General features: G+C 29.1%; 23 protein-coding genes. 12 read left to right on the top strand and 11 right to left on the bottom strand.

Translation table 11 applies throughout. The features are described 5' to 3' along the window. Nucleotides 1–10 precede the first annotated feature (10 nt). Genes ABD939_RS14865 through ABD939_RS14855 form a run of 3 tightly spaced genes read right to left on the bottom strand, consistent with a single transcriptional unit; the run spans nucleotide 11 to nucleotide 2,901 of the window. On the bottom strand, nucleotides 11–1,027 hold the full coding sequence (locus ABD939_RS14865; RefSeq protein ID WP_345170242.1) for a COX15/CtaA family protein: 1,017 nt from the start codon (nucleotides 1,025–1,027) through the stop codon (nucleotides 11–13). 1 nt (nucleotide 1,028) lies between these two features. Next, the gene (locus ABD939_RS14860; RefSeq protein WP_345170241.1) at nucleotides 1,029–1,481 is read right to left on the bottom strand and encodes a GNAT family N-acetyltransferase; all 453 of its coding nucleotides are present in this window, start codon (nucleotides 1,479–1,481) and stop codon (nucleotides 1,029–1,031) included. 4 nt (nucleotides 1,482–1,485) lie between these two features. After that, nucleotides 1,486–2,901, bottom strand: a complete 1,416-nt coding sequence (locus ABD939_RS14855) for a CCA tRNA nucleotidyltransferase (protein WP_345170240.1) — start codon at nucleotides 2,899–2,901, stop codon at nucleotides 1,486–1,488. 239 nt (nucleotides 2,902–3,140) lie between these two features. Here ABD939_RS14855 and ABD939_RS14850 point away from each other — a divergent pair, with 239 nt between their 5' ends. Then, nucleotides 3,141–3,899 carry a Kdo domain containing protein gene (locus ABD939_RS14850; RefSeq protein ID WP_345170239.1) on the top strand — a complete coding sequence of 253 codons (759 nt, stop codon included), beginning with the start codon at nucleotides 3,141–3,143 and terminating at the stop codon, nucleotides 3,897–3,899. A gap of 4 nt (nucleotides 3,900–3,903) precedes the next feature. On the opposite strand, the gene ABD939_RS14845 is transcribed toward ABD939_RS14850, so the two are convergent. Next, nucleotides 3,904–4,659 carry a glycosyltransferase family 2 protein gene (locus ABD939_RS14845; RefSeq protein ID WP_345170238.1) on the bottom strand — a complete coding sequence of 252 codons (756 nt, stop codon included), beginning with the start codon at nucleotides 4,657–4,659 and terminating at the stop codon, nucleotides 3,904–3,906. 91 nt (nucleotides 4,660–4,750) lie between these two features. Between ABD939_RS14845 and ABD939_RS14840 the strand changes: the two genes are divergently transcribed. Then, entirely contained in the window at nucleotides 4,751–5,575 is an 825-nt protein-coding gene (locus ABD939_RS14840; RefSeq protein WP_345170237.1) for a glycosyltransferase family 2 protein, read from the top strand. Here the strand turns inward: ABD939_RS14840 and ABD939_RS14835 are convergent. Together ABD939_RS14835 and ABD939_RS14830 are read right to left on the bottom strand one after the other, a co-directional pair. After that, on the bottom strand, nucleotides 5,572–6,390 hold the full coding sequence (locus ABD939_RS14835; RefSeq protein WP_345170236.1) for a glycosyltransferase: 819 nt from the start codon (nucleotides 6,388–6,390) through the stop codon (nucleotides 5,572–5,574). The genes ABD939_RS14840 and ABD939_RS14835 overlap by 4 nt on opposite strands. Nucleotides 6,391–6,511: 121 nt before the next feature. Continuing rightward, a complete protein-coding gene (locus ABD939_RS14830; protein ID WP_345170235.1) occupies nucleotides 6,512–7,327 on the bottom strand; it encodes a 2,3,4,5-tetrahydropyridine-2,6-dicarboxylate N-succinyltransferase in 816 nt (271 codons plus the stop codon). A gap of 327 nt (nucleotides 7,328–7,654) precedes the next feature. Here ABD939_RS14830 and ABD939_RS14825 point away from each other — a divergent pair, with 327 nt between their 5' ends. The 6 genes from ABD939_RS14825 (at nucleotide 7,655) to ABD939_RS14800 (ending at nucleotide 11,150) form a co-directional block, all read left to right on the top strand. Beyond that, on the top strand, nucleotides 7,655–7,978 hold the full coding sequence (locus ABD939_RS14825) for a hypothetical protein (protein WP_345170234.1): 324 nt from the start codon (nucleotides 7,655–7,657) through the stop codon (nucleotides 7,976–7,978). 103 nt (nucleotides 7,979–8,081) lie between these two features. Next, entirely contained in the window at nucleotides 8,082–8,492 is a 411-nt protein-coding gene (gene ruvX / locus ABD939_RS14820; protein WP_345170233.1) for a Holliday junction resolvase RuvX, read from the top strand. A gap of 89 nt (nucleotides 8,493–8,581) precedes the next feature. Then, complete coding sequence (gene def / locus ABD939_RS14815; protein WP_345170232.1) at nucleotides 8,582–9,172, top strand: peptide deformylase; 591 nt, start codon at nucleotides 8,582–8,584, stop codon at nucleotides 9,170–9,172. Nucleotides 9,173–9,227: 55 nt separating this feature from the next. Next, nucleotides 9,228–9,659: a DUF5606 family protein gene (locus tag ABD939_RS14810; RefSeq protein ID WP_345170230.1), complete on the top strand. Its 432-nt coding sequence runs from the start codon at nucleotides 9,228–9,230 to the stop codon at nucleotides 9,657–9,659. 109 nt (nucleotides 9,660–9,768) lie between these two features. Further along, a complete protein-coding gene (locus tag ABD939_RS14805) occupies nucleotides 9,769–10,440 on the top strand; it encodes a Crp/Fnr family transcriptional regulator (protein ID WP_345170229.1) in 672 nt (223 codons plus the stop codon). 143 nt (nucleotides 10,441–10,583) lie between these two features. After that, nucleotides 10,584–11,150 carry a TlpA family protein disulfide reductase gene (locus ABD939_RS14800; protein ID WP_345170227.1) on the top strand — a complete coding sequence of 189 codons (567 nt, stop codon included), beginning with the start codon at nucleotides 10,584–10,586 and terminating at the stop codon, nucleotides 11,148–11,150. On the opposite strand, the gene ABD939_RS14795 is transcribed toward ABD939_RS14800, so the two are convergent. Genes ABD939_RS14795 through ABD939_RS14775 form a run of 5 tightly spaced genes read right to left on the bottom strand, consistent with a single transcriptional unit; the run spans nucleotide 11,139 to nucleotide 16,013 of the window. Further along, the gene (locus ABD939_RS14795) at nucleotides 11,139–12,290 is read right to left on the bottom strand and encodes a lycopene cyclase family protein (protein WP_345170225.1); all 1,152 of its coding nucleotides are present in this window, start codon (nucleotides 12,288–12,290) and stop codon (nucleotides 11,139–11,141) included. The genes ABD939_RS14800 and ABD939_RS14795 overlap by 12 nt on opposite strands. Nucleotides 12,291–12,305: 15 nt before the next feature. After that, nucleotides 12,306–12,755, bottom strand: coding sequence for a sterol desaturase family protein (locus tag ABD939_RS14790; protein ID WP_345170223.1), 450 nt, complete (start codon nucleotides 12,753–12,755; stop codon nucleotides 12,306–12,308). A 9-nt stretch (nucleotides 12,756–12,764) separates the two neighbouring features. Further along, a complete protein-coding gene (locus ABD939_RS14785) occupies nucleotides 12,765–13,604 on the bottom strand; it encodes a phytoene/squalene synthase family protein (RefSeq protein WP_345170222.1) in 840 nt (279 codons plus the stop codon). After that, a complete protein-coding gene (locus ABD939_RS14780) occupies nucleotides 13,605–15,068 on the bottom strand; it encodes a phytoene desaturase family protein (RefSeq protein ID WP_345170220.1) in 1,464 nt (487 codons plus the stop codon). It abuts the gene before it with no gap. Between the two features lie 45 nt (nucleotides 15,069–15,113). Beyond that, nucleotides 15,114–16,013, bottom strand: coding sequence for a MerR family transcriptional regulator (locus ABD939_RS14775; RefSeq protein ID WP_345170218.1), 900 nt, complete (start codon nucleotides 16,011–16,013; stop codon nucleotides 15,114–15,116). A 481-nt stretch (nucleotides 16,014–16,494) separates the two neighbouring features. On the opposite strand from ABD939_RS14775, the gene ABD939_RS14770 reads away from it, so the two are divergent. From ABD939_RS14770 to ABD939_RS14755, 4 genes are all read left to right on the top strand, one after another. Further along, nucleotides 16,495–17,850 carry an exopolysaccharide biosynthesis polyprenyl glycosylphosphotransferase gene (locus tag ABD939_RS14770; RefSeq protein ID WP_345170216.1) on the top strand — a complete coding sequence of 452 codons (1,356 nt, stop codon included), beginning with the start codon at nucleotides 16,495–16,497 and terminating at the stop codon, nucleotides 17,848–17,850. Nucleotides 17,851–17,878: 28 nt separating this feature from the next. Then, nucleotides 17,879–18,349 carry a transcription termination/antitermination NusG family protein gene (locus ABD939_RS14765; protein ID WP_345170214.1) on the top strand — a complete coding sequence of 157 codons (471 nt, stop codon included), beginning with the start codon at nucleotides 17,879–17,881 and terminating at the stop codon, nucleotides 18,347–18,349. Nucleotides 18,350–18,632: 283 nt separating this feature from the next. Then, nucleotides 18,633–20,915: a GumC family protein gene (locus ABD939_RS14760; protein ID WP_345170213.1), complete on the top strand. Its 2,283-nt coding sequence runs from the start codon at nucleotides 18,633–18,635 to the stop codon at nucleotides 20,913–20,915. A 103-nt stretch (nucleotides 20,916–21,018) separates the two neighbouring features. Beyond that, nucleotides 21,019–22,293, top strand: a complete 1,275-nt coding sequence (locus ABD939_RS14755) for an MATE family efflux transporter (protein ID WP_345170211.1) — start codon at nucleotides 21,019–21,021, stop codon at nucleotides 22,291–22,293. Nucleotides 22,294–22,295: the final 2 nt, after the last annotated feature.

The following is a 22,295-nucleotide window of genomic DNA, read 5'->3' as shown; positions in this document are numbered from 1 at the left end:
TTTTTTATATTTATTTACTGAAGCGATGCAATGTAAAAATCATGGCGCTTAATAAGAAAAATGCTCCAACTTGATGCAAAACACCAAGCCAAACAGGAACTTGTAATAGTATGGTAAATACTCCTAATAAAAATTGGAAACCAACAAAAAATAATAGTGCATTTATACCCTTAGATTGAAGCTTGGTTAGATTTAATTTTTTTGATTTTCGCCAAATTAAAATAATAAATAGCACTACTATATAAGCTAAAATTCTATGCACAAATTGAACGCCACTTTTTCCTTCAATAAAGTTTTTATAAACAGGTTGTTGCTCTATTAAAACGGTGTCGTGCATAAACTGTCCTTCACTCATTAACGGCCAATGATTGTGAATAAAACCAGCATCTAAACCAGCCACAAAAGCTCCGTAAATAATTTGAATAACTAAAATGATCAATCCAAATCTTATAAAATGCCTAAAGCGAATATTAATTTGTTTTTTATTGGGATAAATTAAGTCTAAAGCAACCCAGAAGGTATATGCAAAAGTTAAAAAAGCTGTTGTTAAATGTCCTGCCAGTCTATAGTGGCTTACGTCCGGATTATCAACTAACCCACTTTTAACCATATACCAACCTAAAAAGCCTTGGAAGGCACCCATACAAAGAAGAATAATAGCTTTTTTAGTTGTCGATTTTGAAAGCTGTTTAGTAGCTAAAAAGAAAATAAATGGAATAAGAAATACTAATCCAATAAACCTACCAATAACGCGGTGAATCCACTCCCAAAAATAGATGTCTTTAAAATCTTGAAGTGTAAATTGATTATTAAGTTTTTGGTATTCAGGGTATTGTTTGTATAAATCAAAAGCGGCTTCCCATTCAACCTCATTCATTGGAGGAATGGTTCCTGAAATTAATTTATAGTTTGAAATTGATAAACCAGAATGTGTTAGCCTAGTAATACCTCCAACAACAACCATTATGAATATCAATATACAACCCGTGAGTAACCAATAAATAACTTTTTTGTTATCCTTTTTCATTTTAAATCAGTTCTTTTTTAAAACATAAACTATTTTCAACACCTTTGTATGGACCGAAATTTGCTATGAGAGTATAATTCATTTTTTTATAGAAATTTACGGCTTCAACTTGTCTTTTGCCAGTTTCCAAAATAATATTTCTATACCCTAATTCTCTAGCCCAATTTTCAAGAGCATTTAACGCTTTGGAAGCAACTCCTTTTTCTCTACTTTCTGGACACGTATACATCCTTTTAATTTCAACTGTGTTTTTATCAAATACTTTAAAAGCTCCACATCCAGAAGCCTTTTCATTTACATATACAATTATCACGTTTTTTAAAACATCTATATTATTGTATTGATTATAGAAAGCATGGTCATCACCATCAATAATTTTTAAATAAGAGTTGAGTTGGTTTACTAAGTTTTCAAAATCAATATTTTCTGAACTTGTCCTGATAACACTAATCATTGCTTCATACTTGTTTTAAACCTAAACGTTCACCTTCTTTAAGCATTAGTTTATAAGCAGATTCATAGTCATTTGGAATTTCTCCTTCTAAAATAGCTTCTTTAATGGTTTCTTTTATTCTACCAATTTCTTTTGATGGCTTTAATTTGAATGTTTTCATTATTTCTTCACCAGATATTGGTGGCTGAAAATTTCTAATATGATCGCGTTCTTCAACTTCAACAATTTTATCCCGAACTATTTTAAAATTGTTATGATATTTATTGAATTTTCTTGAATTTTTTGTAGTAATATCTGCTTCACAAAGCGTCATTAAATCATCTACATAATCGCCCGCATCAAAAACTAAACGGCGTACAGCAGAATCGGTTACTATGTCTTGAGCCAAAACAATTGGGCGGGAACTCATAAAAACCATTTTTTGAACAAATTTCATTTTATCATTTAATGGCATTTTCAATCTTTTAAATAAATGAAATACCATTTTAGAGCCTTCAAATTCGTGTCCATGGAAGGTCCATCCTACTTTTTTGCTAAACTTTTTTGTGGGAGCTTTACCAATATCATGTAATAGAGCAGCCCAACGTAACCATAAGTTTTCGGTGTTTTTTGCAATATTATCTACAACTTCTAAAGTATGATAAAAATTGTCTTTATGACGTTGACCATCAACTTCGTCAATGCCTTTTAAGGCTGTTAATTCTGGTAAAATGTATTTTAATAGCCCTGTTTTTTCAAGCAATAGAAAACCAATAGAAGGTGTTTTGCTTTCTAATATCTTATTAAGTTCTACTACAATGCGTTCGTTTGTTATTATTTTTATTCTGTTGCTATTTTTTGAGATGGCGCTTAGCGATTTATTTTCAATTGTGAAGTCTAATTGCGTTGCAAAACGAATAGCTCTCATCATTCTAAGTGGATCGTCACTGTATGTTATATCTGGATTTAGCGGTGTCCTTATGATTTTTTTTTCTAAATCGTTAATACCATTAAAAGGATCTAGCAAATCCCCAAATTCACTTGTGTTTAAGTTAAGCGCCAGGGCATTAATTGTAAAATCTCTTCGGTTTTGGTCGTCTTGCAACGAGCCCTTTTCTATGGAAGGGTTTCTGCTATTTTCATCATAAGATTCTTTCCTAGCGCCAACAAATTCTACTTCAATATCATTATAACGAAGCATCGCCGTGCCATAGGTTTTAAAAACCTGAATTTTGGGTTGATTTGGCAGATTTAATGCAACTTGTTTAGCAAGTTTAATACCGTCACCAATAGCTACAACATCAATATCTTTAGCATTACCTCGTTTTAAAATAAAATCGCGAACAAACCCACCTATCACATAACTGTCTAAATTTAATTCTTCAGCAGATTTAGAGATTATTTTAAATATAGGGTTTTCTAATGCTTCTTTATAATTCATTGATGCAATTTGCAATTTTAAGCTCTTAAATCTTTGGCTTAAAATGGTTGTTAAAATTGATATTTAACTATCACTTATTACAGATTTTTTCACGTTGCAAATTTACGACATAGTAAACATTATTTAAAACTTGTAATGCTTTATTTATTTCTTCATTCATGTTATGAAGCTTATATTTGTGTTGTTTTAAATTTCCTGTTGGAATTCAAAATTTTATTGAGCAAGCTTATTTTATTAAAATGAAAGAAATTAAAATATTTGATAAAAATTTAGATAGTGAGTTTAAAAGTGAATTAACTAAATTAATTCAGAATTTTGATTCGATTAAAGGAGGAGAAGGCGATAGAAATATTATAAAAATTGTAAAATTAAAAGCAAGTAATTTAAATATTAAAGCTTTTAAAATACCAAATATAGTTAATAAAATAGCTTATAATTTTTTTAGAAAAAGTAAGGCACAGCGTTCTTTTGAATATGCTAATAAACTAATTGCTTTAAAGGTTGGTACACCAAAACCAATAGCTTATTTTGAATACAAGTCATTGTTTTTATTTAATAAAAGTTTTTATGTAAGTGAACAATTGGATTGTGATTTGACTTACAGGGAGTTAACTAAAAAATTTGATTACCCAGATTATGATGAAATGCTTCGTGCTTTTACAAGATTTACCTATTCTTTGCACAAAAAAGGAATTCATTTTCTGGACCATTCTCCGGGGAATACTTTAATAAAGCGTCATGGTGATTCTTATGATTTTTACTTGGTAGATTTAAATAGAATGAATTTTGGAATTTTAGATTTTGAAACTCGTATTAAGAATTTTTCTCGCTTAACAACTCATAAATTTATGGTTGAAACCATGAGTGAGGAATATGCCAAATGTACAGGTGAAGATTACAACAAAATATTCAATTTAATGTGGAGAGAAACCGAAGAGTTTCAACAAAAATTTCATCGTAAAAAGCGGTTGAAAAAGAAATTTAAGTTAAAAAAATAATGAATTAATGTCTGTTTTTTCTTAAAAGCCACAACTTTATATATCTCATAAAAATAACATAGCCCTGTATATACCCTATAGCTAAACCAACTACACCATCTCTAAAACCACCTTGTACTATGTAATGTTTGAAAAAGCCCCAAAAAGGTTTTATTATAAAATGATATGGTGAAAGTTTACCAGTTTTTTTGTCGTAATCTTTAGCTTGCCACCAAGCATAACGATTCATCTTTTCTAAATATTTATCAAAAGTAATATAAGTGTTATGATAAAGTTTATGTTTTAATCGTTCAACTCTTCCATCAGCAATAATTTCAGCATGTACTTGCTTATCTTGATAAACACAAAAATCGCGTTTAAACAAACGAATTACGCTATCGTTTTTCCAACCGCTATAATTTACGCGTTCACCCATAAAATGATTCATCCTACCAATCCAATAGGCTACAACGTCAGGTTTAGGTTCCTTTAATACGCTTTGAATTTCTTTTTGTAATTCTGGTGTTACTCGTTCATCAGCGTCGACTAACAAAATCCACTCATATTTTGCTTGGGGAATAGCCCAATTTTTTTGTGAAGCAGAATATTCATAATCACGCCGAATTACTTTTGTCGCAAGCTCTTGTGCTTTTTCAAAAGTTCCATCAGAGCTAAGACTATCTACAACCAAAATTTCATCAGCAAAACTAACAGATTTAATAACCTCTTCAATATTATGAATTTCATTACCAGCAGGTATAATTGCGGTTAGTTTTTCCATTAGCAGCATTTAATTTTTTGCGGATATAATTAATGATGTAAAAATAGCTATTTTTGTTACATTCAACATGATATAGAAGAAATTTTAATTTATGAAAAAACCTGAAATCTCTATAATAATTAGTACTTACAACTCAGAAGCTTGGTTAGAGAAGGTGTTGTGGAGTTATGAGGCTCAGGTTTATAAAAATTTTGAAATTATTATTGCAGATGATGGTTCTAAACAACCAACATTTGATTTAATTAATATAATAAAACCAGATGTGCATTATAAAATAATTCATGTTTGGCACGAGGATAACGGATTTCAAAAATCTCAAATTTTAAATAAAGCAATTTTAGCTTGTAATGCCGATTACATTTTGATGAGTGATGGAGATTGTTTGGCGAGAGAAGATTATGTTAAAGTACATATGGATTATAGAGAAAAAGATTATTTCCTTTCTGGCGGTTATTTTATGTTACCAATGTCTATATCAGAAGTTATTGAAAAAGAAGACATATTATCTCAAAAGTGTTTTAATTTAAAATGGTTAAAGGCGAACGGTTTAAAACAATCATTTAAAAACAATAAATTAACTTCAACAGGTTTAAAAAGTAAAATATTAAATGCTTTAACACCAACAAATGCAAGTTGGAATGGCCATAATGCATCTGGTTGGAAAGCAGATATTTTAAAAATAAATGGTTTTGACGAGCGTATGCAATATGGAGGACAAGACCGAGAATTAGGAGAAAGGTTATTTAATTTAGGAATTAAATCAAAACAAATACGATATAGTGCTATTTGTTTACATTTAGATCATCCACGAGGATATAAAAATCAAGAATCGATAAATAAGAATTTAGCAATCAGGTCTACAACAAAAAAAGAAAAGAGGACTTGGACTGATTTTGGAATTGTAAAAGAAAGCTAAAATTTTAAATTGAAGTAATTCGTAATCTGTTCCCATTGAATTCGATTATAGTCCCTTACAGTATTTATTTTTTTTAAAGAATATTTTTGTGTAGCAATTATTGGTATTGGAAAATATGGTTTTTTAGTTACTTGTATACTTAAAGTATTATTTAACAAACTCATAGCTTTAAACCACAAATCATCAGCTTTTGGGGCAAGTTTATTGATGAGTTCTATATTATTAAACCTTTCATCAAATACTCTTGGTGGATATAAAACTAAAAAAGCACCCACAGGCATTAATAGTTTTTCGTCTTTGTAAGTTTTTGTAGCAAATGGCCATTGCAGATACGGTAAAGCATTATTGTTACTATCATACGTAATTCTTCTACATCTATTTCCAATAACGACATTTGGATTTTTTAAATGTTCTTTGTACAATAACTTTAAAGATGTTGGATGATAAATTAAATCATCATCACAAGTAATAATAATACTATTTGGGAAGTTTTCTATAGTGTGTATTAATTTTCTATGAGAAAATGTGTACGGAGAAAATCGTATTTCAAAAGTGTCATCTAAAAGCTTTTTTAACTGATTTGGGATATTATTTTTGTAACTATCGTTAAGCCATAAAATAATTTTTTCAGGTAAAATATCTTGAGACAATAAACTTCTAATCGTAATGTGCAACGTTTTAATTCTAGAAGGAATAGATGTTAAAGAGACAATAACAGGAAGGCGTTGTTTGTTACTTGTTTTTAATTTTTTTACAGGAGTTAAGTGTAACTTTACGCTATTATATAGTGAAATTGGTATTTCAGAAAGTTTCATAAACTTATTGAATCAGAAAATAATCGAATCTAAAAATAACTTTAATATTTTAAACTAAAGCACCATTATAATATTTATTATAATGGTGCTTGCTTTTTTAATTATACATAGAAATAGCTATTTAAACAGCTACATCATTTTCACGAAGTGCATTATTTAAAGATGTTTTCTTATCAGTGCTTTCTTTTCTTTTTCCAATAATTAAAGCACATGGTACTTGGTATTCACCAGCAGGAAACTTTTTTGTGTAACTACCAGGAATTACTACAGATCGTGCAGGAACTCTTCCTTTCATTTCAACTGGCTCACTTCCTGTAATATCAATAATTTTAGTGCTCATTGTCAATACAACGTTTGCTCCAAGAACTGCCTCAGTCTCAACATGAACACCTTCAACAACAATACATCTTGAGCCAACAAATACATTATCTTCAATAATTACTGGCGCTGCTTGTAAAGGTTCTAATACGCCGCCTATACCTACGCCACCAGATAAATGTACATTTTTACCTATTTGAGCACAACTTCCAACTGTTGCCCAGGTATCAACCATAGTACCTTCATCAACATAAGCACCAATGTTAACATAACTTGGCATTAAAATAGTACCGCTAGAAATATAAGCACCATGTCTGGCTACAGCATGTGGAACAACCCGAATACCTCTTTCAGCATAATTTTTCTTTAAAGGAATTTTATCATGAAACTCTAGTGGGCCACATTCAATAGTTTCCATTTTTTGAATAGGAAAGTATAAAACAACAGCTTTTTTTATCCACTCGTTAACCTGCCAACCATTTTGAATAGGTTCTGCGACTCTTAATTCGCCTTTATCTAATAAATCTATAACTTTTCTAATAGAATCAGTAGTATGTTTTTCTTTTAAAAGATCTCTATTATCCCAAGCTTGTTCTATGGTATTCTGTAATTCTGTCATTAGTATTTAAATTTTGGACAAATATAATAGGTATCTATTAAAATTGGGAAATAAATAGAGATAATATAATCTAAAAACAGGTGTCGAATTCAAATTATTTTTATGGTTTTTATTGAGTTTATGGAGAGATATTTCCTTTGAAGTTAATTAATATATCGTTTAAATGTAATTTTTGTGCTTTTAGTCGAAAATAAACAGCGTTTCAACTGTTTGTCGATGAAAAAGCTACCGTTTTCTAATAATCGAAAATCTAGTGGTTTCAACTAATTTTTTGCGCTTCAGCATTCATCTGGATATATATTTGTCCCATCAAACGATATGAACCCAATGAAAACAAATTTTTACATATTATTAACTTTATTATTTACTTTCTCAATATGTAATGCGCAAAGTACAGTTTCAACTATTGAAGTTGAGTCAAATAATGTGATTTCTGTTTCCAAAACTAACGATGATGTTGTTGCCGTTACTAGTAACACATTAAACGAAGTAAATAAGAAAGAAGATGTTTTAATTGATGCTTCACAGTTTAGAGAATCTATTGCACGCACTAATAGCGATATTAGAATTTATTTCAATAGATTAAGAGATAAAAAAGTAGATAATATTAAAATATTATTTCCAAAAATAAATAAAGCGACTAAAGCTTAAAAAGCTAAGATTTCAAATATTAATAACGTTAATTATTGTAGAAAGACTGTCTGAGAAGATAGTCTTTCTTGTTTAATATACTATTTTTGTTTAAAAATTATAAATGGCCCGTATATTAGCAATAGATTATGGTTTAAAAAGAACAGGAATTGCTATAACTGATGAATTGCAAATTATCGCCTCTGGACTTACAACTGTAAACACGAAAGATATTTTAGAGTTTTTAAAGGACTACGCTACTAAAGAGAAGGTAGAGTTGTTTTTGGTTGGCGAACCAAAACAAATGAATAATACTGCTTCAGAAAGTGAAGCCCTTATTTTACCATTTATTTCAAAGCTAGAAAAACTATTTCCTGAAATACCTATAAAAAGAGTAGATGAGAGATTTACTTCAAAAATGGCGTTTCAAACCATGATTGATAGTGGATTAAAAAAAAATCAAAGAAAAAATAAAGCACTTGTTGACGAGATTAGCGCTACACTAATTTTGCAAAGTTACCTTTATGCGAAATAGGCAGATTTTCAAATATTATTTTGATAAATAATACTTCCAGTAAATAACTAAGTATTGTATTTTTGCAAACAATAACACAAAGTTTAATAATGATTTTACCAATAGTTGCTTATGGCGACCCTGTTTTAAAAAAGAAAGCGACTGATATTACAAAGGACTATCCAAATTTTGATGATCTTTTGGATAACATGTTCGAAACCATGTACAATGCATACGGTGTAGGTTTAGCTGCGCCTCAAATAGGGTTACCAATTCGTTTGTTTTTAGTAGACACTTCACCATTTTCGGAAGATGAAGATCTTTCAGAAGAAGAACAAAAAGAACTAAAAGATTTTAAACGTGTTTTTATTAATGCTAAAATAACAAAAGAAGAAGGTGACCAATGGGCCTTTAACGAGGGGTGTTTAAGTATTCCAGATGTTAGAGAAGATGTCTTTAGGCAACCAAAAATAACCATTGAATATTTAGATGAAAATTTTAAATCGCACACAGAAACTTTCGATGGATTAATAGCGAGGGTTATTCAGCATGAATATGATCATATTGAGGGGGTTTTATTCACAGATAAATTATCATCACTAAAAAAACGATTAATTAAAGGGAGACTTAATAATATTTCAAAAGGAAAAATAAACGTAGATTATAGAATGCGTTTTCCCAATCAAAAAAAGAGACGATAACATTTGCAAAACATTATTAAACAAATATATTTGCGCTTTTTTAATAAAATAATTTATGAGTTTAGATAAAGTATTATCAATATCAGGAAAACCAGGTTTGTATAAATTAATAGCGCAGACCCGCGCTGGTTTTGTTGCAGAATCTTTAATAGATAAAAAAAGATTATCAGTTAGTATACAGCAAAATGTTAGTGTGTTAAGTGAGATTGCTATCTATACTTTAACAGAGGAAGTTCCTTTAAAAGATGTTTTTAAAAAAATAAAGGAGAAGGAAAATGGCGAAAAAACATCAGTAAAACCTAAAGATAGTAAACATAAACTAGAAGAGTATTTCTTTGACGTTTTACCTGATTATGATGAAGATAGGGTATATGCTAGCGATATAAAAAAGGTTGTACAATGGTACAATTTGCTACAACAACATAACATGCTTGACTATTTAGATTCTGAAAATGATTCCGCCGAAACTCTAGATGAAGAAGAATAAAAAGTATTAATTTTAAAAAAACCTCCAAAACTGGAGGTTTTTTTATGCTTAAAATGTAAGTATTACTTATTCTTTTCGACATTATAGATGTTAAAAATTCTTATAATTTATGAAATCACTTTGGTTTTTTGATGATGTCAATCTTTTCAAGGTATTATGTCCACATAAATTCAAAGCCTACAAAACGGATCATGAATTTGATTCCTACAAAAAGAAAGATTACATTTATTTTGAAGAAGATTCTGCAAACAAAGTTTATCTAATAGAAAAAGGAAAAGTAAAAATTGGATATTATAGTGAAGAAGGTGAGGAGATTATAAAAGCCATTTTAACTCGTGGTGAAATATTTGGTGAGACTGCTATTTTAGGAGAGTCTAAAAGAGAAGAATTTGCGCAATCTATTGATAATATGACAAGTATTTGCCCTGTAGGAGTAAATACAATGCATGATTTAATGAGAAACAATCAAACGTTTAGTTTGAAAATATACAAAGTTATCGGTTTTAGATTAAGAAAACTTGAAAGACGCTTGCAATTACTGCTATTTAAAGATGCAAAAACAAGGCTAATTGAGTTTTTAGATGAATTATGTTCTGAATATGGATATGATTGCGAAAAAACAGGAGATAAAGTTATTCACCACCCTTACACCCAAAAAGATATAGCGTCTTTAATTGGTACTTCAAGACCAACCCTCAATATTTTACTGAATGAGTTAAAGGAGGAAAATATTATTAAATTTACTAGAAAAGAAATAAGAATTCATGAAAAAAGCGCCTAGTGTATTGTTAGTTGTTTTTCATATAATATTAAGTTTTAATTAATAAATTCAATAACCATAACAAGAAATTAACTGTTTTTTTCCAACCTTTTAGATGGAAAGCATTATTTCTACTAAGGCCTTAATTATTTTATCTATGTCATATGTTTAAAACAAAAATTAAGAAATCTAATATAATTTATTTAATAGTAATTGTATTATTTCTTATACCTCAATCGCGCCAGTATTTGCAAGTATTAATACATAAAGGTTTAGCAATGTTTGTACCTTCAGCAATAGATAAATCGGAACAAATTGTTTTAACTGAAAGTGACTATAATTGGAGCCTGAAAAATAAAAATGATGAGGTTTTCAATTTTAAAGAAACTAAAGGAAAAGTTGTTTTAGTAAATTTTTGGGCAACTTGGTGCCCACCGTGTATTGCGGAAATGCCTAGTATTCAATCATTACATAATGATTATAAAGACAAGATTGAATTTGTACTAATTTCGGATGAAGAATTTTTAGAAATAAATGCCTTTTTAAAAAAGAAAGCGTATTCTTTTAACGTATATAATCCTATAACAGACTTACCTGAAATTTTTGATGTTGTTAGTATACCAAGAACATTTTTGATAGATAAAAACGGACATATAGTTATGGACGAAACAGGCGCAGTTAATTGGAACAGTGAATCAATTAGAGAGATTATAAACAAACTACTTTTGTAGAGTTTTAAAGAATGCTTTTACAAAACTCCATGAGAATAACGACCACATAATCTGTAATTCTTCATAAATAGAAGATTCCTCATCTAAAAAACGAAACATGGTTTGAATTGAATTTTTGCTGTAAAATTGTTGAAAAATCCACTCACCTTTATTGTTTTCATCCTTTAAAACTTTTAAAAAAATAGAATCATAAAATTTATATCTTTTTTTAAATAGATTTTTAGATGGGACTTGGTTTAATTTTAAATTATTAATAATAATATTTACTTTCTTCTCAGTGTTTTTAAACGAGTAACCAGTAGATCCTTTTACCCATCCGCCACCAGTTCCAATTTTGGTAACGTTGTTACTGTTAAATTTCTCAAACGGATAGTTTGTCATTGGAATTTGCCCCATTTCGGTTTCAATAACTTCGTATGACTTAATTTTTAAAAAATCAGAAATATATTTTTTTATATAATTATCATAAATAGATTCATTAACAACATTTTCAGTAAAGTAAGTGAATTCAATTAATGCTTCATTTTTAGAAAATGGTAATACATATGTAAAAGTGGTTTGGTTTCCATCTTTTAATCGATAATCCATCATAGTCATACTATTCTCATCGAAAATATCATTTTTGGTTTTAATAACCCAACCTTTAAAATGCTGAACAATGTTTGTGTAATCCTTTATTGATTTGTAATAGTCTTGTGCAATTCTACTGTCAAAAACATGATTGGCTGTGTAGCTTTTTTTATCAGTTTTAACAGTTGTTTTATTAGTTTCTTTAACAGATAAAACATGTTCTAAAATGAAATGAATATTATTGTTTTGGCTTAATTTAGATTTAGCATAATTATAAAAATCTATAGAGCGTATAGATTGATAGCTATAAGGTTTAAGTTTTAAATCGATATTTTTTCTGGTTGTATAAATAGATGCTTTATACCAGCTTTTATTTATAATAGATTGCCATTGAGAAGGTTTGGTTTCCCAAAAGCTCCATGTTTTATCGTTAGTTTTTTTCTCAGACGGATCTATAAGCGCAATACGCTTGTGTTTAAAAAAAGAATCAGAATTTAATCTTAGCGCAAGTTGTAAACCAGCTAAACCATTTCCAATAATTATATAATCATAATGGTAATTATCGGTCATTATTTATTTTTGGAACTATTTTTTGAAGTATTTAAAAGGCACGAACAACATTCCAAAACATTCACTGTCCTTTTTTCCTAAATGTTTATGATGAATTTTATGTGCTCGTCTAACTCCTTTTGCGTACCAATTGTTAGCATTTCGGAAGAGTTTAAAACGTTGATGTATAAATATATCGTGTACAAAAAAATAAGATATTCCATAAGCAAGAATACCTAAACCGATAGGTAAACCAGCCCAAAAACCTTCATATTTCCAAAGTAAAACAAAAGTTATACTAACAATTGCGTAAAATATAAAAAAGGCATCATTTCTTTCAAACCAATTGTCATGATCTTTATTATGGTGGTCTTTGTGTAAACTCCATAAAAAACCGTGCATGATGTACTTATGAGTAAACCAAGCCATAAATTCCATTGCACAATAAGCGCCCAAAAAAACTAATATCCAATATACTATTTGCATGGTATAAAATTACATTAAATTTAGTTGATATTTTACATAACTACGTGCAAGAAGTTCAATTTTTTTCGGATTAGAAACTCTTACTCTAGTATTTTTTATATTTAGTGCAGGTGTTTTCTTTAATTTTTTTAATAGTTGACTGTAGTATCTGTAAGCCATAAATACACCAAATTTAGCTTCAATTGGTAATTTTTTGATACCTGATAATCCTTTTTCAAAATCTCTTTCAATATCATCAATTATATCTTGTTTTGATTGTTCATCTAGATTATTCAAATCTGTGTTTGGGAAATAAGTTCTATCTAATCCTTCAAAATCTGCTTTTAAATCTCTCAAGAAATTTACCTTTTGAAAAGCAGAACCAAGTGACATTGCTGTGTCTTTTAATTCATTATACTTTAAATCATCTCCATTTACAAATACTTTCAGACACATAAGTCCAACTACATCTGCAGAGCCATAAATATATTCTTTATATTCTTCTTCAGTTAAATAATCTTTTTTGTGTAAATCTAATCGCATACTTTTCATGAAAGCATCAACTAGGCTTTTGTCTATATTGTATTGATGAAATGTATGCTGAAATGAATTTAAAATTGGATTTAAACTTATTTTATCCTTAAGAGCGCTTTCCAAATCATCAGAAAATTTATTAAATAACATTTCTTTATCGTAATTATGAAAAGAATCTACAATCTCATCAGCAAAACGAACAAAGCCGTAAATATTATAAATATCATATCTAATTGATTTATACAACATTTTTGTAGCAAGAGAAAAAGAAGTACTATATGATTTAGTTACTACTTTGCTACATTTGTATGAAACGGTATCGAAAAGTGCTTTCATTTAACTATTGTGTTTAACTACTAAATCAGCTACTAGTTTACCAGATATTAATGAAGGTGGAACACCGGGACCTGGAACAGTAAGCTGACCTGTAAAAAATAAATTATCTACTTTCTTACTTTTTAGTTTTGGCCTCAAAAAAGCCGTTTGCAATAAGGTATTAGCCATACCGTATGCGTTTCCTTTATACGAATTGTAATCTTTTATAAAATCATTTAAACAAAAAGACTCCTTAAATATAACATGTTTTTTTACACTTTGTGATGTTAAATTTTCAAAACGTGTCATTATTTTTTCAAAATAGAGTTCTCTTAGTTCAGTTGTATCTTCAATACCCGGTGCTAAAGGAATTAGAAAGATGCCAGCCTCTTTTCCTTCTGGCGCTGAATTTTTGTCTGTTTTACTTGGGAAACTTGCATAAAACAAAGGGTTTTTAGGCCATTTCGGGTTGTCATATATTGCCTCAGCATGAACGTCAAAATCTACATCAAAAAATAAAGTATGATGATCTACATTAATAAGTTTTTTGTCAAAACCAACATAAAATAATAATGAGGATGGGGCAAATGTTTTCTTGCTCCAAAATTTTTCAGAATATTGTCTGTATTTTTCTTCTATAAGTGTTTCTGTATGATGATAATCGGCACCGCTAACTACAATGTCAGAATTGTAAATATTACCGTTAACAACAATGCCTTTAGAAATGCCGTTTTCAACAATAATTTTTTCAATCGGAGAATCTGTTTTTATAGTTACTCCTAATTCCTTTGCTAGATTTTCCATAGCTAGGATTACTTGATACATGCCATTTTTTGGATGAAATGTACCTAATCCAAAATCTGCATAATTCATGAAACTATAAAATGAAGGTGTGTCGCTTGGTTTGGCGCCTAAAAACAAAACAGGAAATTCTAAAATTTTAACAAGTCTATCATTTTTGAATTGCTTCCTAACATCTCTTTTTATGTTGCTAAAAAACTGATTTAACTTTTTTATTGTAGCTGGTGTAACAAGCTCTAATGGTGAAACACCAGGATTATAAACCAAATCTTTAATTGCAATATCATAATTGCTTTTAGCATTTTCTATAAACTTCTCAAGTTTTTTTGCACTTCCAGTTTCTTCTTTTTCAAATGCTAGTAATATTTTGTTTAAGGTATCTTCAATGGTAATGTAATCGTCTTTACCAAAATATACACTATAAGCCGGACTAAGTTTTTCCAGTGAATAGTAGTCAGAAGGTTTTTTGTCGAAATCAGAGAAAAAACGTTCAAAAACATCAGGCATCCAGTACCAAGTTGGGCCAATGTCAAAGGTGAAGCCGTCTTTTGTAAGTTGTCTTGCACGACCACCAATAGTTTTGTTTTTTTCGAATATAGTAACATTGTAACCTGCTTTTGCTAGATAACAAGAAGCAGCTAACGATGAGAATCCGGAACCGATAATAGATATAGTTTTTTTCATTTGTTTAACAAATATATGTAAAAGTTAAACAATAATAAAACGTATTTATAAATCTTTAACTAAATTTTCAATTGAATTATAAATAGTGATGCCATCTTGTAAGTTTGAAGAATCAAAGTCAGCAAGTTTAGGCCCTAGTAGCATGAATTTAGTATTCTCTTTTTGTAAAAGTAAATCATTAAAATCATCTATATATGATGGAATATTTTCAAGCTCAGGGTAAACTGTAAAATAACTAATAAATGTTATCTCATCAAAAAAGTCTAATAAATCGCTTAAGCTATCCATAGGTACACTTTCACCTAAGAAAATGGAATGATATCCTTTGCTTCTTAATTGGTAATTAATAAATAGCAAACCAATATCATGTATTTCTGCATCAGGCAAGAAAAGTATAAAAGTTCTGGTGACTGGTTTTGGTTCTAAACTTTGTAATCTTTCAATATTTAAAAGAATTTTTTGTTTTATGTGAACAGATAAAAAATGTTCATGCGCAGGCGTTATAGTGTTTGTTTGCCATAACAAACCAATCTCATTTAATAAGGGAAGAAAGACATCATAGAATATTTCGCTAAATGTTTTATTTTCTATTAAGTTGTTATAGGTGTTATAAAAAAGCACTTGGTCGAAATTAATCATCGACATTTTTAATGCATTTATGGCATGGTCTTCTACTTTTGCTCTAGAAGCTATTTCTCTTACTTTAATAGGAATTTCTTCTTCCTTGAGACTTGCAATTTTAGATATTTTAAGGCCATTATTATTTAAATAAGATATGTTTAGAAGCTTTTGAAAGCTTGTTAAACTGTAATTACGTATGTTGGTTTCAGACCTGTTGGGACTAAGTAAATTGTATCGTTTCTCCCATATTCTAATGGTATGTGCTTTTATACCAGTAAGATTTTCTAAATCTTTAATACTAAAGTTTACCTGAATATTGTTCATCTTTTTCTTTAAAATTTTAAACAAAAATAAGGATTATTATTCAAAGAGCAACAAATTTACCTGATTAAAGTATATTATTTTTTTAAGTTAATAATTTATTAGTTAACAAAAAGATTTTCAAAGTAGTTCTTAAGTGTTGTTGTTTGTTATCCCAAAGCTCAGATTTTATAGTTATTCAGGCAAAAAATATCGATGTAATGTTCAAAAAAAAATAATACTTTGTTTAAGACGTATTTTAACGAAAATAATAGCTATGTACAGAATATATGTTTTTAGTTTATAAATTCTACGTTTTTTTGTAAAAGAAATGTATAGACTCTATACACTCTCAAATTTAATTGATTAATAGCAACAAGACAATTAATAATGATAATAGCGTTTTGGGATATACGCAAAAAAATATTTAGTTATTAAGGTTATTTAAACCTTGTGTAAATAATTCGCTTTCCAAAAAGGAATTTGAATTTAATAAGTTGCTAATATGAAAACTAGGAGTTACTCTCACTTAATAATACCTTTTTCGGTACTTATTCATTTAGCCATAATAAATGGAATTCTATTTATTATGACTCCTGAGACTTATTACAATACTTACAGCATACTGTTTTACAACATTTCTTGGTTAGTAATAACTTACAGTCTAGATTTTTACCCTACTGCACGTAAGGAGAAATTTATGACTAACATAAAAAAGATGTTTTATCTGTACATCATTTACGGTTTAGCATATTTTTCTTGGTTTGGGATTAGTGGTAATCTGCCTGAAAATATAAAATATCACTTAGTTATATATCTGATAATTTGTTCCCTGCTTACAGTTTACAGATGGATTTTTTACATGTTTATAAGAAACTACAGATTAAGTGGAGGGAATTATGTAAATGTTGTAGTTATTGGTAGAGATAAGAACTTGAAGAAAATAAGGAAAGTATTTGATAATCCTTATTTCGGTTATAGATATTGTGGGTTTTTTGATGAAAAACCATCAGAAAGTCCAACTTATTTAGGAGGTATTTTTGATTGTTATAAATATATAATTGACAATAGTGTTGATGAGGTTTACTGTACAGCTGCAAAACTGTCAAAGTCAGATTTACAAAATCTTATAAATTTTGCTGATAATAATTTGATAAAATTGAAAATTATACCTGACAATAAAGACATTTACACTGCAGCTATGACTGTGCAGAAGTACGATAAAATCCCAGTTCTTGATGTAAGAACTGTTCCTTTGGATGCAGATTTTGGAAGAATGGCCAAGCGTGTATTTGATGTTGTTTTTTCTTCTATTGTAATAGTTTTATTATTGTCATGGCTAGTCCCATTGTTATATGTGTTAATTAAATTGGAGTCGCCAGGACCTTTGTTTTTTAAGCAAAACAGACATGGTCTTAAACGGCAAACGTTTAAATGTATCAAGTTTAGATCAATGGCTGATAATAGTGAAGCAAATACAAAAATGGCTACTAAAGGAGATAGAAGGGTTACTAGAATTGGTAAAATTTTAAGAAAAACAAGTATAGATGAGCTTCCGCAATTCTTTAATGTTTTTATGGGAGATATGAGTGTAGTTGGACCAAGACCTCACATGGAACAACATACTTCAGATTACGAAATATCTGTAGATAAATATTTGGTACGTCATTTTGTTAAGCCGGGAATAACAGGCTTAGCGCAAATAAAAGGATATAGAGGTGAAATTATAAAACCCTCTGATATATTAAACAGAATTAGATTAGATATATTATATGTAGAAAAGTGGTCTTTTCTACTGGATTTTAAAATTATTCTTTTAACAATTTTCAACGCTGTAAGTGGCGAAGAAAAAGCTTATTAAAATAAATATAACTTAAAAATTTAATACTATGAGTTGGTTTGTATTATCTGTAAAAAGGAGTCAAGAAAAAAGAGTTGCTGATATTTTAGCAAAGATGAATGTTGATGTTTTCTGTCCTATGATTGAAGAAGTTAAGTACTGGAGTGATCAACAAAAGTTAATAGAATCGCCATTATTCAAATCATACGTTTTTGTTAATTTACCAGAAAAATATAGAGGTATTGTTTTTGGAGTTCCAGGTGTTAAACGCTATTTGTTTTTAGAAGGAAAACCTGCACTAGTCGGCAATGAAGAGATAAAAACTATTAAAAAGTGGATCATGGAAGATTCTTATGATTTAGTTATGCTCTCTAAATTAATTTCTAGAAAAGAAATTGGAATAGATAACTGGTTTATAAGAAACAACTCTGGCGTTAAGAGAATTGGAAAAACCAATGTTTCTTCATTATTAGATGAAATGGATGTTTTAGTTAAAAACAAATTAAGAGATGTTGTATAATTAGTTTTTTAAGTTAATAAATTATAATCTTATTTAATATTCTCACTAAAATTATTGATTTATAATTAATTATTACCATAATTAACAAATATCTAAATCATTCTTATTACCTTTTATAGCCTACTTAATTCCTTTGTATTTTAAAAAAAAAGATGTTCCTTTGATAATAATTATATTATTGAAAAAGAATTTTGAATGTATTAATTACATAATAATTATCATGAAAACAACCCCAAATCTAGTATGTATTAATCAAGTATTATGTCTAAAACAATTTTAAAAAATGGAAAAAGATATTTTTAAAATAATACTTGGTTATTTAAAGTATTGGTATTTATTTTTAACAGGAGCAGCAATTTGTTTGTTTTTGGCTTTTTTGCATATCAGATATAATGTAACGCCTGAGTATTATGCGAGTTGTAAAATTTTGCTTAATGATAAAGAAGAAGGTGGAGGGGTTGATGGAGCATCATTCGCTGAAATGGGTTTAATTAAGAATTCCAAAAATATTCAAGATGAGATAGGTGTTTTACAGTCTTATGACTTAATGAAACAAACCATTACTAGTCTTGGTTTTTACAAAGGATACTATGTAGAGGGGCGATTCAATGAAGTAGAAATATACGAAAAATCGTGTCCAATCAAAGTTGTTTTAGATGATAGTATCGCTAACTTAAGATATGGGGTTTTGGGAAATGTTGTAATTCAAGATGAATTTACTTACCGCATAGAAAAAGTAGTAGACGATGAAATTGTAAAAAAAAGTACCCATAATTTTGGAGAAATAATAGAGACAGATTTTGCGAAATTTCATTTAGAACTACCTTCAACTAATATTAATTTTGCCACTCAAAAGCCTGTTAAAGTTGTTTTTAGAAATATCGATGGCTTAGCATCAAGTTTTACTAGTAGATTAAGAGTCTATAATGTTTTCGATGGTGGAGGAGGACTTTTAGGGATTTCTTTAACAGATCCTATACCAGAAAGAGCGGTTGACGTAATTAATAAGATTATTCAAGTTTATGCGCAAAATTCGGCTGATAATAAAAATTTCTTAGCAAAATCTACATTAAAGCTCATAGATGAGCGTTTAGAGTTATTAACAAATGACCTCAATATAGTTGAGGAAGATGTTCAAAATTTTAAACAACGAAATAATGTTATTAATCCTGAGTCTGATGCATCGCGTTATGTTGGCTTAGCAGACCAAGTTGATGTTGATTTAGCTGGCATACGAACAGAAATTAATGCTTTAAATGCTTTAGAAACTAATTTGAATTCTTCAAGTCAAACTTTTGCTCCAATCAGTGCTGTTAATATCGAAAGCCCAGTTTTAAGCAGTTCTATTCTTTCTTATAACAATGAATTACAAATAAGAAAAAGTCTAATTAATGCCACAGGTACTGGAAATCCGAGGTTGCCAGAAATGGATAGAAAGTTATCTGAAACTAGAGATTTTATTATGCAAAGCTTAAGGAGTATTAAAGCGCAATTAATAAAATCACAAAGAGTTCTTATTAATAAATCTGCGGAGTATAGGTCAAAAATATCATCTGTACCTTCTTCCCAAAGAGCACTTTTAGAAATAAACAGAGATCAAAGCATAAAACAGAATTTATATCTTTATCTTCTACAAAAGAGAGAAGAAGAAGCCTTATCTATTAGTGTCCCTTTTTCTGATACTCGAATTATTGAAACGGCTAAGGCTACTGGATACCCTGTAAATGGTGGTAAAATGCCTGTGTATATGGGAGCACTTCTGTTTGGCCTATTCGTCCCTTTTACTTGGGTGTTTGTTAAAGACAAGCTAAATAACAAAGTAAGAGGTAAAGAGGATATAGAGGAGGTGACAAACAGGTCTATATTAGGTAAATTAGCAAGCAATATAACACAAGAGGTTGTAGTAGTTAAAGAAGATAGTGTAACACCTATAGCTGAATTGTTTAGGTTAATGAGACATAATTTAAAATTCTTATCAAAAGGCAACTCGAGTCAAGTTATTATGGTTACTTCTGGAAAACAAGGTGAGGGAAAAACTTTTATATCTATAAACCTAGCAGCTAGTTTAGCTGTAACTGGTAAAAAAGTTGTGGTTATTGGTTTAGATTTAAGGGCACCAAAACTTATGAAGGATATGAAATTAACTAATAATTTGGGTGTTTCAGATTTTATTGTTGACCATAATCTTGAAATAAATGATATAACAGTACCATATGATAAACAAAATAACCTTTTCTTTATTGGTTCTGGAGCAATTCCTCCTAATCCAGGAGAATTAGTTTTGAATGAAAGGTTAGCTCAATTAATTGAAAAACTTAAGATTGAGTTTGACCATATTATAATAGATACGCCTCCAATTGGTAAGGTAGCAGATGCACACTCGTTGGCTAGTTTAGTTGATTCTACATTATTTGTTGTGCGATATAATTTTACTAAAAAATCTGAATTAAATTTAATTAATGAAGCGATACAGACTAATACTTATTTGAAGGATTTAATGATTGTTTTGAATGATGTAAAGATGACGAAGATTGGAGAATATAGTTATGGTTATGGTAAAAAGTAAATTAATATAGTAAATAAAGATATTTTAATTTAAAGCCAATGTAAAGTCAATTTTTGATTTTAATATTAAAACAAATACTTTTTTGAATTTGATAAAAAAGTTTATGAATAGCCTTAAATCTCTACAACATTATGATAGAATAGTGTATTGGGTAAAAACTATTTCTCTTACAGGTTTGATGCAAGTCATAGTGCAGATACTTGGTTTTCTTTGTGGTATTTTAGTTATTCGTTTATTGTCAATGCAAGAATATGCACTCTACACTTTAGCAAACACTATGTTGGGAACAATGACAGTTTTAGCTGATGGTGGTATATATACAGGTGTTATGGCTGAAGGAGGAAAAGTTTGGAAAAATCCAGAAAAACTAGGTGCTGTATTAGTAACAGGTTTAGATCTCAGACGTAAATTTGCTATTGGTAGCCTTATTATATCCATACCAATTTTATTGTATTTGTTGTTAGATAATGGGGCTAGTTGGTTTAGCGCTATTTTAATAACATTATCAATAATACCCGCTTTCTATGCTTTTTTATCTGATTCTTTATTAGAGATTGTACCAAAATTGCATCAATCTATATTTCCGCTTCAAAAAAATGAAGTATCTGTAGCGAGTTACCGTTTAATTCTTTCCACACTTACATTATTTATTTTCCCGTGGGCATTTTTGGCTATTCTAGCTAGTGGTTTAACGCGTTTATATGGTAATTTTGAGTTAAAAAAAATTTCACAGAATTTTGTTTTAATTCCGAAATCACCAGATTCTGAAATAAGAAAAGAAATTTTAAAAGTAGTTAAACGAGTATTACCTGGTGCTATTTTTTATTCGCTGTCTGGACAACTAACAATTTGGTTAATTGCTGTTTTTGGAACAACATCTTCTATAGCAGAATTAGGTGCTATAGGTCGTTTGGCTATGTTACTATCGGTATTTAGTAGTTTGTTTTCAACACTGTTGATACCAAGGTTTGCTCGTTTAAAAGATGATTCTAGCTTATTATTAAAACAATTTATTCTAGCACTTGGTTTACTTTTACTGGTATGTGTTTTAGTAATAGGGGTATTTTTAGTTTTCTCTGAAGAGGTTTTATGGTTGTTGGGTAATAATTATTCAGATTTGACCAATGAACTTATTCTGAGTGTTGTTGGTAGCTGTATTGGTTTATTTACGGCATTGATTTTTTCTTTAAGTTCGAGTAGAGGTTGGGTGTTAAATCCATATTTATATATCTCAGTGAGTCTTATTGCTATTATAACAGGAATATTGTTTTTTGATATTTCTAGTTTAAATGGGGTGTTAGTTTTCAATATTTTTATTAGCGCAATTCAAGCGATTATGTATTTACTGTATACATTTTTTAAAATTAAAAAGGGATAATT

This window comes from Algibacter aquimarinus, assembly GCF_039543265.1.
Taxonomy (GTDB): Bacteria; Bacteroidota; Bacteroidia; order Flavobacteriales; family Flavobacteriaceae; genus Algibacter_B; species Algibacter_B aquimarinus.
This window is presented reverse-complemented; position numbering and strand designations above follow the sequence as displayed.

Bases quoted from the DNA above. Each gene is read 5' to 3' on its own strand.
- ABD939_RS14860 (WP_345170241.1), bottom strand. From the start codon at position 1,481: ATGATTAGTGTTATCAGGACAAGTTCAGAAAATATTGATTTTGAAAAC.
- ABD939_RS14855 (WP_345170240.1), bottom strand. From the start codon at position 2,901: ATGAATTATAAAGAAGCATTAGAAAACCCTATATTTAAAATAATCTCT.
- ABD939_RS14755 (WP_345170211.1), top strand. From the start codon at position 21,019: ATGAATAGCCTTAAATCTCTACAACATTATGATAGAATAGTGTATTGG.
- ABD939_RS14840 (WP_345170237.1), top strand. From the start codon at position 4,751: ATGAAAAAACCTGAAATCTCTATAATAATTAGTACTTACAACTCAGAA.
- ABD939_RS14760 (WP_345170213.1), top strand. From the start codon at position 18,633: ATGGAAAAAGATATTTTTAAAATAATACTTGGTTATTTAAAGTATTGG.
- ABD939_RS14865 (WP_345170242.1), bottom strand. From the start codon at position 1,027: ATGAAAAAGGATAACAAAAAAGTTATTTATTGGTTACTCACGGGTTGT.
- ABD939_RS14850 (WP_345170239.1), top strand. From the start codon at position 3,141: ATGAAAGAAATTAAAATATTTGATAAAAATTTAGATAGTGAGTTTAAA.
- ABD939_RS14825 (WP_345170234.1), top strand. From the start codon at position 7,655: ATGAAAACAAATTTTTACATATTATTAACTTTATTATTTACTTTCTCA.
- ABD939_RS14765 (WP_345170214.1), top strand. From the start codon at position 17,879: ATGAGTTGGTTTGTATTATCTGTAAAAAGGAGTCAAGAAAAAAGAGTT.
- ABD939_RS14780 (WP_345170220.1), bottom strand. From the start codon at position 15,068: ATGAAAAAAACTATATCTATTATCGGTTCCGGATTCTCATCGTTAGCT.
- ABD939_RS14775 (WP_345170218.1), bottom strand. From the start codon at position 16,013: ATGAACAATATTCAGGTAAACTTTAGTATTAAAGATTTAGAAAATCTT.
- ABD939_RS14830 (WP_345170235.1), bottom strand. From the start codon at position 7,327: ATGACAGAATTACAGAATACCATAGAACAAGCTTGGGATAATAGAGAT.
- ABD939_RS14810 (WP_345170230.1), top strand. From the start codon at position 9,228: ATGAGTTTAGATAAAGTATTATCAATATCAGGAAAACCAGGTTTGTAT.
- ABD939_RS14790 (WP_345170223.1), bottom strand. From the start codon at position 12,755: ATGCAAATAGTATATTGGATATTAGTTTTTTTGGGCGCTTATTGTGCA.
- ABD939_RS14805 (WP_345170229.1), top strand. From the start codon at position 9,769: ATGAAATCACTTTGGTTTTTTGATGATGTCAATCTTTTCAAGGTATTA.
- ABD939_RS14835 (WP_345170236.1), bottom strand. From the start codon at position 6,390: ATGAAACTTTCTGAAATACCAATTTCACTATATAATAGCGTAAAGTTA.
- ruvX (WP_345170233.1), top strand. From the start codon at position 8,082: ATGGCCCGTATATTAGCAATAGATTATGGTTTAAAAAGAACAGGAATT.
- ABD939_RS14800 (WP_345170227.1), top strand. From the start codon at position 10,584: ATGTTTAAAACAAAAATTAAGAAATCTAATATAATTTATTTAATAGTA.
- ABD939_RS14795 (WP_345170225.1), bottom strand. From the start codon at position 12,290: ATGACCGATAATTACCATTATGATTATATAATTATTGGAAATGGTTTA.
- def (WP_345170232.1), top strand. From the start codon at position 8,582: ATGATTTTACCAATAGTTGCTTATGGCGACCCTGTTTTAAAAAAGAAA.
- ABD939_RS14770 (WP_345170216.1), top strand. From the start codon at position 16,495: ATGAAAACTAGGAGTTACTCTCACTTAATAATACCTTTTTCGGTACTT.
- ABD939_RS14845 (WP_345170238.1), bottom strand. From the start codon at position 4,659: ATGGAAAAACTAACCGCAATTATACCTGCTGGTAATGAAATTCATAAT.
- ABD939_RS14785 (WP_345170222.1), bottom strand. From the start codon at position 13,604: ATGAAAGCACTTTTCGATACCGTTTCATACAAATGTAGCAAAGTAGTA.